Raw genomic sequence first — 12,982 nt, 5'->3', positions numbered from 1 at the left:
ACGCGTGCCGGGCCGTGTAAACGATTGCGGACGCGTCTGCGTCGGGGTAGCGCAGGGTCATGCAGGATTTCAGCCACGTCCGTACCTGGATCTTCGATCTCGACAACACCCTCTATCCGCCCGAGGCGAACCTGTTCGCGCAGATCGAGACGCGGATGACCGATTGGGTGATGACCGCGCTGAAACTCGACCGCGCGCGCGCCGATGCCCTGCGCCACCAGTACTGGCAAAGCCACGGCACCACGCTGGCGGGGCTCATGGACGAGCACGGGGTCGATCCCGGCCCCTACCTGCACGAGGTGCACGACATCTCGCTCGACCACCTTGTCCCTGATGCGCCCCTTGCCGCCGCCATCACGGCGCTGCCGGGGCGCAAGATCGTCTTCACCAACGGATCCGGGCCCTATGCCGAACGTGTCCTGGCCGCGCGCGGGCTGAGCGACGGGCTGTTCGACGCGGTGTACGGGGTCGAACACGCGGATTTCCGGCCCAAGCCCGAACCCGCCGCCTTCACCGCGGTGCTGGCCCGAGACGGCAGCGACGCGACCACAGCCGCCATGTTCGAGGACATGGCCCGCAACCTCGAAGCGCCCCACGCCATGGGCATGCGCACGGTCCACGTGGCGCCCACGCCCGAGCCCGCGCCGCATATCCACCACCATACCGACGACCTTGCGGCTTTTCTGTCGCGGCTGGTGTGATTTCACCTCCGTGCGGCTAGATCCACATCCATGACCTTCGACACCGACATCTTCATCTCGGGCGCCGGGCTGGCCGGCATGATGCTGGCCGCGCGGCTGTCGGCGCGGGGGTTCAGCGTGATCGTCTGCGACCCGTCGACTCCGCCCGATGGCGCGACGGTCGAAGGCTCCGACCTGCGCTCGACCGCCTATCTCGAGCCGTCCTGCCGCGTGCTGGAAGAGGCGGGCGTCTGGGACGCGCTGGCGCCCCATGCCACCCCCCTCGCCGCGTTGCAGGTCATCGACAGCGACGGCTGGCCCCCCACCGAGCGCGCGCGGCGGACGTTCCAGCCCGGTGACCTGGGGCTCGACACCTTCGGGCGCAACATTCCCAACTGGCGCGCGCACCTGTCGCTGATGGACGTGCTGAAGGCCCGCGAAAACGTGGACCTGCGGCTGGGCGTGGGGTTTTCGGACCTGGTGACGCGCGACGACGCGGCCTTCGTGACCCTGACCGACGGCACCCGGCTGCGGGCCCGGCTGGTCATCGGGGCCGACGGCCGCAATTCGCCCGTCCGCGCGGCGGCGGGGATCGACGTGACCACGCGACGCTATGGCCAGAAGGCCTTCGCCTTCGCCGTGACGCATGATCTGCCGCATGACGACGTCTCGACCGAGATCTACAATTCCGGCGGCGCCTTCACGACCGTGCCGCTGGTGGATCACGAGGGGCAGCCGGCCTCGGCCATCGTGTGGATGAACGCGGCCGAGCGGTCGCGCGCGCTGGCGGCCGCACCGGCCGAGGACTTCGCGCAGGTCCTGAACGAACGCTCGCTGGGCATCCTCGGCCGGATGAGCCCGGTCTCGCCCATCCGCAGCTGGCCGATCATCACCCAGACCGCACACCGCGTGACCGCCCGGCGCACGGTGATCCTGGCCGAGGCCGCCCACGTGCTGCCGCCCATCGGCGCGCAGGGGCTGAACACCTCGATCGCCGATATCGCCGCGCTGAGCGAGGTGCTGGGCGACGATCCCGGCGACGCGGCGACGCTCGACCGTTACGCGCGGGGCCGTCTGCGGGACATGCGGCTGCGCGCTGGGGCGATCGACCTCTTCAACCGGGTCTGCCAGTCGGGCCACCCGGCCGTGCAGGCCACCCGCCGCGCGGGTCTGGCGGCCGTGCACGACATCGCCCCGCTGCGCCAGCGCATCATGATGGCCGGCATGGGCGGCGCGGCCTAGAAGACGCGGTCGAGCACCTGGTCCAGCCGCGCCACGGCGGCGTCGGGGTCGGCCAGCTTGTCGAGACCGAAAAGCCCGATGCGGAACGCCTTGTAATCGTCGCCTTCGCCCACCATCAGCGGCACGCCGGCGGCGATCTGCATCCCCTGCTCGGCGAAGGCCTTGCCGGATTTCACGTCGTCGCGGTCGGTATAGCTGACCACCACACCCGGCGCGCCGAACTCGGCCGCGGCGACGGACGGGATGCCGCGATCAGACAAGGTGCGGCGCACCTTCCGGCCCAGGTCCCACTGCGCCGCCTTCACCTGCTCGAAGCCAAGGCTTTCTGTTTCGCGCATGGTGTCGCGGAACCCCTTCAGCGCATCGGTGGGCATGGTGGCGTGGTAGGCGTGGCCGCCACCCTCGTAGGCCTCCATGATCTGCAACCACTTGCCCAGGTCCACGGCGAAACTGTCGGACTGGCGCGCCTTCACGACCTGCACCGCGTGGTCCGACATCATCACGCAGCCCGCGGCGGGCGAGGCCGACCACCCCTTTTGCGGCGCCGAGATCAGCACGTCGACGCCGGTGGCCTTCATGTCGACCCAGACGCAGCCCGACGCGATGCAGTCCAGCACCATCAGCCCGCCCACGTCGTGCACGGCCTTGGCCAGGCGGGCGATGTAGTCGTCGGGCAGGATCATGCCCGCGCTGGTCTCCACGTGGGGCGCGAACACAACCGACGGCCGCGCCTCGGCGATCCGTGCCTCGACCTCGTCGATGGGCGGCGGCGCGAAGGGCGATTGCGGACTGTTGCCCTGCCGCCGCGCGGTCATCACGATCTCGTCCGAAGGCAGGCGGCCCATCTCGAAGATCTGCGTCCAGCGATACGAGAACCAGCCGTTGCGGATGACCATCACGGTCTCGTCCTTGGCCAGCTGGCGGGCCACCGCCTCCATCCCGAAGGTGCCGCCGCCGGGGACCAGCGCCACCGCATCGGCATTGTAGACGCCCTTCAGCATCTCCGAGAGGTCGCGCATCACCTGCTGGAACGCGCCGGACATGGAGTTCAGGGACCGGTCGGTGAAGACCACCGAGTATTCCATCAGGCCATCGGGATCGATATCGGGCAGCAGCGCGGGCATGGGATGTCCTTTCGTTTTGTCCTTGGTAAGCGCCGCGCGCAGGCCACGCAAAGCCTAACTGGACCGGCGCCGGGGCCACGGTGTCACAGCGGGCCGGGCCGACGCTCCTCGCTCAGCAGGACGTTGGCCTCGACCTCGCCCACGCCGGGCAGGGTCATGATCCGGCGGCGCAGCAGGCGCTCGAAATCGGCCAGGTCGCGGGCGACCACGCGCAGGCGGTAGTCGTACAGGCCCAGGACATGCTCGACCGTCTGGATCTCGGGGATTGCGCCCAGCGCGCGTTCGAAATCGGGCAGCGCCACCCGGCCCTTGGTGGCGAGCTTCACGCCCAGAAACACCGTGACGCCGAAGCCCAGCGCGTCGAGATCCAGGTCCAGCCGCCGCCCGGCGATGACGCCGGCGTCTTCCAGCCGCCGGATGCGCCGCCACGCCACCGGCTGGCTCAGCCCCACCAGCGCGGCCAGCGCGGCCGAACTTCGGGTGGCATCCTCCTGCATCGCGCGCAGCAGGGCCCGGTCGGTGTCGTCGATCTCGGTCACAGGGGCAGCCGTTCGTCGGTCTTCAGCGTGGCGATCTGCATCAGCGCCTCGACATCCGAGATATGCGGCAGCGTCACGATCCGCTGGCGGTACAGGCGATGATAATGCTCGAGATCCCGCGCGATGACGGACAGGCGCACGTCCACGCGGCCCAGGAAGGTCTGGATCTCGATCACCTCGGGCACCTCGCGCGCGGCGGCGATGAACTCGTCGAAGGCGCGGGGGGCGGCCTTGTCCAGGGTGAACCGCAGGCTGACCTCGACGCTGTAGCCCAGCGCACGCCAGTCGATCCGCGCGCGCTGGCCGCGCAGCACGCCGTCGCGGCGCAGCCGGTCCAGCCGCCGCGTGGCAAGTTGCGCGCTGACCCCCGACCGCGCGGCCAGCGCGGCGGTCGACGCCGTGGGGTCGTTCTGCAACTGCCGCAGAAGCCGCCGGTCGGTATCGTCGAGCATGAAAATCCCCCGATCCGAATTTCGGACGAATAGAAACCATCGTCTATCCGCGATTTTCGACCAACGCCACGGGTTTCGAGTCCCGAGGTCCGCCCCTATGGTGCCGCCATCGAACGCACCACCAACCAGGGGACGAGACCATGCGCGTTTATTACGACCGCGATTGCGACATCAATCTGATCAAGGACAAGAAGGTGGCCATCCTGGGCTACGGCTCGCAGGGCCACGCCCACGCGCTGAACCTGCGCGACTCGGGCGCAAAGAACCTTGTCGTCGCGCTTCGCGACGGTTCGCCCTCGCGCCGCAAGGCCGAGGCCGAGGGGCTCGAGGTCATGGGCATCTCCGAGGCCGCGGCCTGGTGTGACCTGATCATGTTCACCATGCCCGACGAGCTGCAGGCCGACACATACAAGAAATACGTCCACGACCACCTGAAGGAAGGCAGCGCCATCGCCTTCGCCCACGGCCTGAACGTTCATTTCGGCCTGATCGAGCCCAAGCCCGGCATCGACGTGCTGATGATGGCCCCCAAGGGCCCCGGCCACACCGTGCGCGGCGAATTCACCAAGGGCGGCGGCGTGCCCTGCCTGGTCGCGGTCCACAACGACGCGTCGGGCAAGGCGATGGAAATCGGCCTGTCTTATTGCTCGGCCATCGGCGGCGGCCGCTCGGGCATCATCGAGACCAACTTCCGCCAGGAATGCGAAACCGACCTGTTCGGCGAGCAGGCGGTCCTGTGCGGCGGCCTGGTCGAGCTGATCCGCATGGGCTTCGAGACGCTGGTCGAGGCCGGCTACGAGCCCGAGATGGCCTATTTCGAGTGCCTGCACGAGGTGAAGCTGATCGTGGACCTGATCTACGAAGGCGGCATCGCCAACATGAACTACTCGATCTCGAACACCGCCGAGTACGGCGAGTACGTCTCGGGCCCGCGCATCCTGCCCTACGAGGAGACCAAGAAGCGCATGAAGGACGTGCTGACCGACATCCAGACCGGCAAGTTCGTGCGCGACTTCATGCAGGAAAACGCCGTGGGCCAGCCCATGTTCAAGGCCACCCGCCGCCTGAACGACGAGCACCAGATCGAGCAGGTGGGCGAGAAGCTGCGCGGCATGATGCCGTGGATCTCGGACGGCCGCATGGTCGACAAGGACAAGAACTGAGCCATATACGGGCTTGCAAAGAAGGCCCCGGTGACCGCCGGGGCCTTTTTCCGTCAACGATGAAGGACCGCCATGACCGCCCGGCCCACGCTTGAGAACTGGATGTCGATCCTCGCGCTGGGGTTCATCTGGGGCGGCACGTTCATGGTGGTCAGCGTCGCGCTGCGGGGATACGGGCCCGTCACGGTGGCCGCCGCGCGGACCGGGCTGGGCGCGCTCGCCATGCTGTCGCTGATGCTGCTGCTGCGCCGCCGCTGGCCGCGCGACCGGATGGTGTGGGTCTATGGCGTGCTGACGGGGATCACCACGTCCGCCCTGCCCTTCTTCCTGCTGAGCTGGGGCCAGCAATACGTGCCATCGGCCTTCGCCGGCATCTCGATGGCCGCGCTGCCGCTGTTCGTGCTGCCGCTGGCGCATCTCTTCTCGGACGAGCCGCTGTCGGCGCGCAAGGCGCTGGGTGTCACGCTGGGTTTCATTGGCGCGCTGGTGCTGATCGGGCCGGGCGTGCTCCAGATCGCCGAGGACCGGTTCGAGGCGCTGGGACAGATCGCCTGCGTGCTGGCCGCGTTCTCCTACGCCACGGGATCGATCCTGACCCGCCGCTGCCCGCCGGTGAATGCCATCACGCTGGCCACCATCACACTGGGCGTCGGGGCGGTGATCCTGGTGCCGCTGATGCTGATCTTCGAGGGCCTTCCCCGCCCGGTGGGCGGGCTGCCGGACCTGTCGATCATCTTCCTGGGCCTGATCCCCACGGCGCTGGCCGCGCTGATCCGCGTGCGCGTGGTGCAGACGGCCGGATCGGTCTTCATGACGCTGGTGAATTACCAGGTGCCGGTCTGGTCCATGGTCTTCGGCGCCGCCCTGCTGGGCGAGGAGCTTCCGCTGCGGTTCTTCGCGGCGCTGGCGCTTATCCTGCTGGGGCTGGCGATCAGCCAGGTCCGGCAGGTGGGCGCGTTGCTCCGGGCCTGAGCTTCGGGCGTCAGGCCTCGGCGCGGATGCGCGCGGCGATGCTGTCCACGACCTCGTCCAGCAGGCCCTCGTCCTCGCATTCGGCCATGACGCGGATCAGCGGCTCGGTCCCCGATTTGCGGATCAGCACGCGCCCGCTGTCGCCCATGCGCTTCTCGGCCGCCGCGATCTCGGACTTGACCGCCTCCTGCCCCAACGGGTCCGAGCCGTCGGTGTAACGCACGTTCTCCAGCTTCTGCGGCACCGGCTCGAACTGGCGGGTCAGCTGCGACGCGCGCTTGCCCGTGGCGGCCATGGCCGACAGGAACTGCAAGCCCGCCAGCAGGCCGTCGCCGGTCGTGGCGTGGTCGGACATGACGATGTGGCCGGACTGTTCGCCGCCCAGGTTAAAGCCACCCTTGCGCATGGCCTCGACCACGTAGCGATCGCCGACCGAGGTTCTGTGCAGCTTGAGTCCACCGGCGGCAAGATAGCGCTCCAGCCCCAGGTTGCTCATGACCGTGGCGACCAGCGTCCCCCCGGTCAGCCGGTCCTCGGCGGCCCAGCGCGTGGCGAAAAGCGCCATGAGCTGATCGCCATCCGCGATCTGGCCGTTCTCGTCGATGATGACGACGCGGTCGGCATCCCCGTCGAGACAGATGCCCAGATCCGCGCCCTCCTCGATGACGCGGGCGGCGGCGGCCCGGGGCTTGGTCGAACCGCAGCCTTCGTTGATGTTGCGGCCGTCGGGCTGGTTGCCCATGGCCACGACCTCGGCCCCCAGTTCCCACAGCACCTCGGGCGCGACCCGGTGCGCGGCGCCGTTGGCGCAGTCGATCACGACCTTCAGCCCGTCCAGCGTGGTGCCCGCCGTCAGGCTGGCCTTCACCCGTTCGGCGTAACGGAACCGCCCGTCGTCGATCCGCTTGGCCCGGCCGATATGGGCCGGACGCGCCAGTTCGACGCCGCTGGCGACCAGCGCCTCGATCTCGGCCTCGGCCGTGTCGCTCAGCTTGAAGCCGTCGGGGCCGAAGAACTTGATCCCGTTGTCCTGGTGGCCATTGTGGCTGGCCGAGATCATCACGCCCGCGTCGGCGCGCATGGACGGCGTCAGCATGCCCACGGCGGGCGTCGGCACCGGGCCCAGCAGCAGGACGTTCATGCCGACGCTGGTGAAGCCCGCGGTCATGGCGGTCTCGAACATGTAGCCCGACAGCCGGGTGTCCTTGCCGATCACCACGCGCTGCACGCCACGCCCCTCGCGGCGGAAATACCGGCCTGCCGCCGCGCCCAGCCGCATGGCCATCTCGGCCGTCATCGGGGGCGTGTTGGCGGTGCCGCGCACGCCGTCGGTGCCAAACAGGGATCGGGTCATGGGGTTCCTTTCTCGATGGCCTGCCAGAGGGTCAGCGCCTGCCGCGTCTCGGCCATGTCATGCACGCGCAAGATCTGCACGCCCTGCGCCACGGCTGCAAGGGCCACGGCCAGGGAGCCCGGCACGCGCGCCGCCGCGTCATCCTCGCCCGAGAGGGTGCCGATGAAGCGCTTGCGCGATGCGCCCAGCAGGATCGGGCAGCCCAGGCCGTGGAACAGCGACAGCCCGTTCAGCAGCGCAAGGTTGTGTTCCAGCGTCTTGCCGAAGCCGATTCCGGGATCCAGTACGATGCGATCCGGCGCGATGCCGGCGGCGATGGCCGCGTCGCGCCGGGCCGCGAGCGTGTCGTAGACATCCAGCAGCACGTCATCGTAACGCGGGTCGGCCTGCATGGTCTCGGGCCCACCCTGGGCGTGCATCAGGCAGATGGGCAGGCCGGTTTCGGCGGCGAGCGGTGCCATGGCCGGGTCGAAATCCATCGCCGACACGTCGTTCAGCATGGTCGCGCCAGCGTCGATGGCCGCCCGCGCCACGGGGGCCTTGCGGGTGTCGATGGAAATCGCGCCGTCCCACGCGGCACGCGCGGCGCGGATGGCGGGCGCGACCCGCTCGATCTCGTCGTCGACGGGCACCTCGGCGGCGCCGGGCCGGGTGCTTTCGCCGCCCACGTCCAGGATATCGGCGCCCGCCGCGATCAGACGCGCCGCCCCTTCCCGCGCGGCGTCCCCGGTGGCGTGGAGACCACCGTCCGAAAAGCTGTCGGGCGTCACGTTCAGGATCGCCATGATGCGCGGCGCATCCATCGACAGGCCCGCGACGGCCGCGCGCGGTGCGGTCAGGGGGGCGCGCTCGTCGTCGGACAGTGCGGTGACCGGCACGATCTCGGGCGCGGCCCCGCGTGACAGGCGTTCGACATGGGTGAACCAGGCCCAGCCACCGGCCAGTTGCAGCGCCTCGGCCGGGCGTACCGGCCCCGTCTGCGCCAAGGGCCGCAGGTAGTTCATGGCAGGTCGTCCGCGTCCAGCCCCACCGCGCTGGGCCGTTCGGTTCCAAGCTCCAGCACCTGCCGCGCGCGCATGAGCTCGGCGAACCAGCGGCTGAGCGCCGCACCGTCCGTCAGCGGCGCCGTGGGCGGGTGTGTGGCGTCGAGCACCAGCTTGGAGGGCGCCCAGACCGTAAGCTGGTCGTGCCGCATGGCCCAGTCCAGCTCGGTCCGCGTGTCCACCACCACGCAGCGCGGATCGCGACCGGCCAGCGCCCAGGCGTTCTGCTCGATGGACAGAAGGTCGATGCGGCGCTGCACGGCGGGGTTCGCCGCCTGGATCGGCCGCTCATCCGGCAGCCCCACGGTCAGGACCGCAGGCCCCCGGGCGGCGATACGGTCGATCCAGGCGGTGAGGTCCGGCGCCCCGAGCGCCGTATTGGACAGGTGCACGACCAGCGGGCGCGGGGCCGACGACTCCTCGGCCAGGCGCGGCACGCCCTCGGAAGAGCGGACGATCTCGACACCCAGCGCGCCCGGGCCGCGATCGAGCTTCTCGATCCGCACGAAGCAGCGCAGCGCCAGCGGCTCGGTCAGGATACGCTCGGCCACCCGCTCGGCCAGGGTTTCCAGGAGGTTCAGGCGTTCGGCATCCAGCTCGGACGCGATAGCCTCGGTGATGCGGTCGTAGGACAGGATCCGGTCCACGTCATCGCCCAGGTCGGCCGCGTGGGGCCGCACCTCGACCACCACGTTGAAACACAGCCGCTGGGTGGTGCCGCGTTCGGGCTGGAAGGCACCGATCTCGACCTCGACCACGTGGTCGCGCAGCGAGATGCGATCGTGGGGCCGGTCCGGTCCGGTGGCCGCCGCGCGGGCCTCGGGATGCTCGAAAGCCAGTCTCAGGTCGCTGGTCATGGTCCGCAACACCGCTGCGCCCCGGCGGGGCTGTTCCGATTTCGCGATAGCGGTTTCGCGATGCGGGGGAAACCCCCGCCCGCGACCGGCAACCCGGCTCAGCCCTGGGCGTAGAAGTGGTGCGCGCCGATGGTGGTGGTGCGGTCGAAGATCCGCGACCAGCGCGGGCTGACGGCCTTGGTGTGGTAGAACTCGGCCCCGTTGGTCAGCGCCCGCTCGGCCCCGTCCAGCATCAACCGGGCGACCTTGCCCACGCGCTCTTAGGCCCGCGGCTCGTGAACGACCTCGCTCAGCCCGTCGCAGGTGTAGGTGAACTGGCACTGGTACTTGCGGCCCGTGCCCTGGTTCACGACACCGCAGACCGTGCCCGGGAAGGCCGAGCTGTCGACGCGGTTCAGGATCACCTCGGCCACCGCGAAAAGACCGCGCACCGATTCGCCCCGGGCTTCGAAATACAGCGCCTCGGTCAGGCATTGCCACTGCGCGTCACCCTTGACGGCGGGCAGTTCGGCCAGGAACGCCTCGGTGTATTCCAGGGATGGAACCGCAGCCGCGGGCCTGCGTTTGATGAACAGTCCATTCAATGTCGCCGCCCGCGCGGTGGTCACCTGCGGCGCATCGGTGCCCAGGAGGGTGTTCAGGTTCTGGCCCAGGTCGGCCGGAGCCTCGCTTTTGGACGACAGCGTGATCTCGGCCTCGGCGGTCGGCGCGGAAAAGAAGGTGGCGGCGGCCGCGATGGCCAGCGCCCCGAAGGTCTTGATAGTCATGTCGTAACCCCTTGTTGCGACCGCGCGCCATCCGAGTCCCCACTCGGCCCGCGGTGCTATCCCTTGGTTCGCGGGGTTCCTAACAAAATGCCGCGACGCGGCAACACCCGTCATCCTGTCGCAGCGGAAACCTGCCGATTATGTTAAGTCATGATTAATGCCGGTCGCACTCGCGCCGGCTATCGCAGCAGCGGAGAGGCCCCCAGATCGCTGCTTTCCCGGATCGCCAGATGCGCCGCGGCCATGCGCGCGACGGGCACGCGGAAGGGCGAGCACGAGACGTAGCTGAAGCCCAGCTTGCGGCAGAAGGCGATCGATTCGGGGTCGCCGCCATGCTCGCCACACAGCGACAGCACCATGTCGGGTGAGGCCGTGCGCCCGCGTTCTGCCCCGATTTCAAGAAGTTCGCCGACCCCCGTGGTGTCGAGCTGCAGGAACGGGTCCTCCTCGAACACGCCTTGCGACACGTAGGTCGACATGAACCGCCCCGCGTCGTCGCGGCTGAGCCCGTAGGTCATCTGCGTCAGGTCGTTCGTCCCGAAGCTGAGAAAGCTCGCATGTTCCCCGATCTCGTGCGCGCGCAGGGCGGCGCGCGGGGTCTCGACCATGACGCCCAACCGGTATTCCAGCGTCTCGCCCGTTTCGGCCTGCACCGCGTCGGCGACCGCGGCGATTCGGGCACGGACCAGTTCGACTTCACGCCGGGCCGAGACCAGCGGAATCATGATCTCGGGCGTCACGCGCGGTTCGGTCGCCAGCGCGGCCTCGAAAATGGCGCGGGCCTGCATCTCGTAGATTTCGGGCACCGACAGCCCCAGCCGCACGCCACGCATGCCCAGCATGGGGTTCACCTCGCTCAGCGACTGGATGCGGTCCTGAACGTCGCTCAGCGGCAGGTCCAGCGCGGTGGCCAGCTGTGCCATGCCCGCCCTGTCGGTCGGCAGGAATTCGTGCAGCGGCGGGTCCAGCAGGCGGATGCAGACCGGGCGGCCCGCCATGATCTGGAAGATCTCGCGGAAATCGCCCCGCTGCACCGGCAGCAACCGGTCCAGCGCCGCCCGCCTGTCCTGCTCGCGCTCGGCGAAGATCATCTCGCGCATGAGGGTCAGGCGGTCGTCCTCGAAGAACATGTGCTCGGTCCGGCACAAACCGATGCCCTCGGCTTCGAACCGGTCGGCCAGCCGCGCCTCGGCGGGCGTGTCGCAATTCGCGCGGATGCCGATATCCCGCCGCTCGTCCGCCCAGGCCAGCAGCGTACCCAGCGCCGGATCCATCGATGGCTGCAACAGCGGAACGGCGCCCGCGATCAGCTGCCCGGTCGAGCCGTCGAGCGTCACCTCCTCGCCTTCGCGCAGGACCACGCCGCTCGGCGCGGTCAGGGTGCCGGCCTTGCGGTCCATGACGAGGTCGCTGGCCCCGACGACGCAGGGCAGCCCCAGTCCGCGCGCGATGACGGCGGCGTGGCTGGTGACCCCGCCCCGCTTGGTCAGGATGCCGACCGAGGCATGCATGCCAAGCACATCGCCCGGCGTCGTCTCGCGCCGCACGAGGATACAGGGCTCGTCCCGCGCGGCGGCGGCCTGCGCGGCGGCCGCGGTGAAGACCAGCCGCCCGGTGGCCGCGCCGGGGGACGCGGCGATCGCGGTCGTGACGGGCGTGACCCGTGCCTCGGGATCGATCTGCCGGTGCAGCACGTCCAGCAGGCTGCGCGGCGTCACGCGCAGCACGGCCTCGGGTTCGGGGATGATGCCGTCGGTGGCCAGCGCCACGGCGATGCGCACGGCGGCCCGCGCGCTGCGTTTCACCCGCACCGCGTCGAGGATGTTCAGACGTCCGTGGGACACCGTGAACTCGATCTGCATCTCCTCGCGCAGGCGGGCGCGGCAGAGCGCCCCGTGGTCCTGCAGGGCGGCGAAGATTTCCGGCGCGCGATCTTCCAGCGACGGGCCGCGCGGATCGCGGGTCAAGTAAAGCGCGGGCACCTTGTCCAGCAGCGCCTCGCGCCCCTGGCTCTGGTTCAGATAGCGGCCGGTGACCTGCGGCTGGCCCTCGGACGAGCTGACGAACTGGATCACGCCCGAGCCGGACTCGCCCCGCTCGCGATCGCCCACGCCCAGCACCATCTGCTGCACGACAAGGCCCAGCCCCGCGTCGGCGGGCGCGCCCCGCGCCTCGCGCAGAAGCCGCGCGGTCGCCCCGTCCCACGCCAGGGCCATGGCGCCCAGCACTGCGCGCAGCTGGGTGCCCGGATCCTGCGGGAACGGCTCGTCCATGGCGTCTTCGTACGCGCGCAGCAGGTCCGCGACGCTGGCCCGCCCGGTGAAGATACCGGGGTCGAGCCGGGCCACGTGCAGCGCGTAGGACTGGATGAACCGGGCGTAGACCGCGTCCGCCCCCGCCGCGCCGATGCTGCCGCGCAGCATTGCGTGAACCCGGTCGGTCATCCCGATATTCAGGACGGTACTGGGTCCGCCCCAATCGGGCTGCGCTGTCGAGGGCCGCACGGACACCAGCGGCAAGTCCGGGTCCATCCGGCCGAAAATCGCATCGAAATCGAGGGTTTGGCCGGATTTCAGGGCCGACACGCTGCGAAAGTCGATGGCCTCGGTCCGCGGCACCGGCAGGCCCAGCCGCACCAGGCGCTGCAAGCATTTGGCCCGCCCCCCGTGGGCATTCACGCGAATATTCGCGGTGGGCGTGATCTCGGTCACGCCCGGGAAGCGGTGATCTTGCTGCACTGCGGCACTCCTTGACGCCTGAACCTAGGCCGGTGCCCGCACCCGATCAAG

General features: G+C 69.7%; 11 protein-coding genes and 1 pseudogene. 4 read left to right on the top strand and 8 right to left on the bottom strand.

Annotated elements, in window-relative coordinates; translation table 11 throughout:
- Positions 1–59 precede the first annotated feature (59 nt).
- Both BUB76_RS12835 and BUB76_RS12830 read left to right on the top strand, forming a co-directional pair.
- Positions 60–701 carry a pyrimidine 5'-nucleotidase gene (locus tag BUB76_RS12835; RefSeq protein ID WP_073129192.1) on the top strand — a complete coding sequence of 214 codons (642 nt, stop codon included), beginning with the start codon at positions 60–62 and terminating at the stop codon, positions 699–701.
- Between the two features lie 30 nt (positions 702–731).
- Entirely contained in the window at positions 732–1,922 is a 1,191-nt protein-coding gene (locus tag BUB76_RS12830) for an FAD-dependent monooxygenase (protein WP_073129191.1), read from the top strand.
- Here BUB76_RS12830 and BUB76_RS12825 read toward each other — a convergent pair.
- The 3 genes from BUB76_RS12825 to BUB76_RS12815 form a co-directional block, all read right to left on the bottom strand.
- The gene (locus BUB76_RS12825) at positions 1,919–3,046 is read right to left on the bottom strand and encodes an aminotransferase class V-fold PLP-dependent enzyme (RefSeq protein WP_073129190.1); all 1,128 of its coding nucleotides are present in this window, start codon (positions 3,044–3,046) and stop codon (positions 1,919–1,921) included. The two genes, BUB76_RS12830 and BUB76_RS12825, sit on opposite strands and share 4 nt — an antisense overlap.
- Before the next feature lie 83 nt (positions 3,047–3,129).
- A complete protein-coding gene (locus BUB76_RS12820) occupies positions 3,130–3,585 on the bottom strand; it encodes an Lrp/AsnC family transcriptional regulator (protein ID WP_073129189.1) in 456 nt (151 codons plus the stop codon).
- Positions 3,582–4,037 carry an Lrp/AsnC family transcriptional regulator gene (locus BUB76_RS12815; RefSeq protein WP_073129188.1) on the bottom strand — a complete coding sequence of 152 codons (456 nt, stop codon included), beginning with the start codon at positions 4,035–4,037 and terminating at the stop codon, positions 3,582–3,584. The genes BUB76_RS12820 and BUB76_RS12815 overlap by 4 nt, the downstream gene beginning before the upstream one ends.
- Before the next feature lie 140 nt (positions 4,038–4,177).
- On the opposite strand from BUB76_RS12815, the gene ilvC reads away from it, so the two are divergent.
- Both ilvC and BUB76_RS12805 read left to right on the top strand, forming a co-directional pair.
- Complete coding sequence (ilvC, locus tag BUB76_RS12810) at positions 4,178–5,200, top strand: ketol-acid reductoisomerase (protein ID WP_073129187.1); 1,023 nt, start codon at positions 4,178–4,180, stop codon at positions 5,198–5,200.
- Positions 5,201–5,272: 72 nt separating this feature from the next.
- A complete protein-coding gene (locus BUB76_RS12805; RefSeq protein ID WP_073129186.1) occupies positions 5,273–6,172 on the top strand; it encodes a DMT family transporter in 900 nt (299 codons plus the stop codon).
- A 10-nt stretch (positions 6,173–6,182) separates the two neighbouring features.
- Here the strand turns inward: BUB76_RS12805 and glmM are convergent, their stop codons facing one another.
- The 5 genes and pseudogenes from glmM to BUB76_RS12780 form a co-directional block, all read right to left on the bottom strand.
- Positions 6,183–7,526: a phosphoglucosamine mutase gene (glmM, locus tag BUB76_RS12800; RefSeq protein WP_073129185.1), complete on the bottom strand. Its 1,344-nt coding sequence runs from the start codon at positions 7,524–7,526 to the stop codon at positions 6,183–6,185.
- A complete protein-coding gene (gene folP / locus BUB76_RS12795) occupies positions 7,523–8,530 on the bottom strand; it encodes a dihydropteroate synthase (protein ID WP_073129184.1) in 1,008 nt (335 codons plus the stop codon). The genes glmM and folP overlap by 4 nt, the downstream gene beginning before the upstream one ends.
- Positions 8,527–9,426, bottom strand: coding sequence for a dihydroneopterin aldolase (locus BUB76_RS12790; RefSeq protein WP_073129183.1), 900 nt, complete (start codon positions 9,424–9,426; stop codon positions 8,527–8,529). The genes folP and BUB76_RS12790 overlap by 4 nt, the downstream gene beginning before the upstream one ends.
- 98 nt (positions 9,427–9,524) lie before the next feature.
- Positions 9,525–10,193: pseudogene (locus tag BUB76_RS12785) on the bottom strand (cell wall hydrolase).
- A gap of 179 nt (positions 10,194–10,372) precedes the next feature.
- On the bottom strand, positions 10,373–12,931 hold the full coding sequence (locus tag BUB76_RS12780) for a putative PEP-binding protein (RefSeq protein ID WP_073129182.1): 2,559 nt from the start codon (positions 12,929–12,931) through the stop codon (positions 10,373–10,375).
- Positions 12,932–12,982: the final 51 nt, after the last annotated feature.

Source organism: Palleronia salina (assembly GCF_900141995.1).
Lineage (GTDB): Bacteria > Pseudomonadota > Alphaproteobacteria > Rhodobacterales > Rhodobacteraceae > Palleronia > Palleronia salina.
This window is presented reverse-complemented; position numbering and strand designations above follow the sequence as displayed.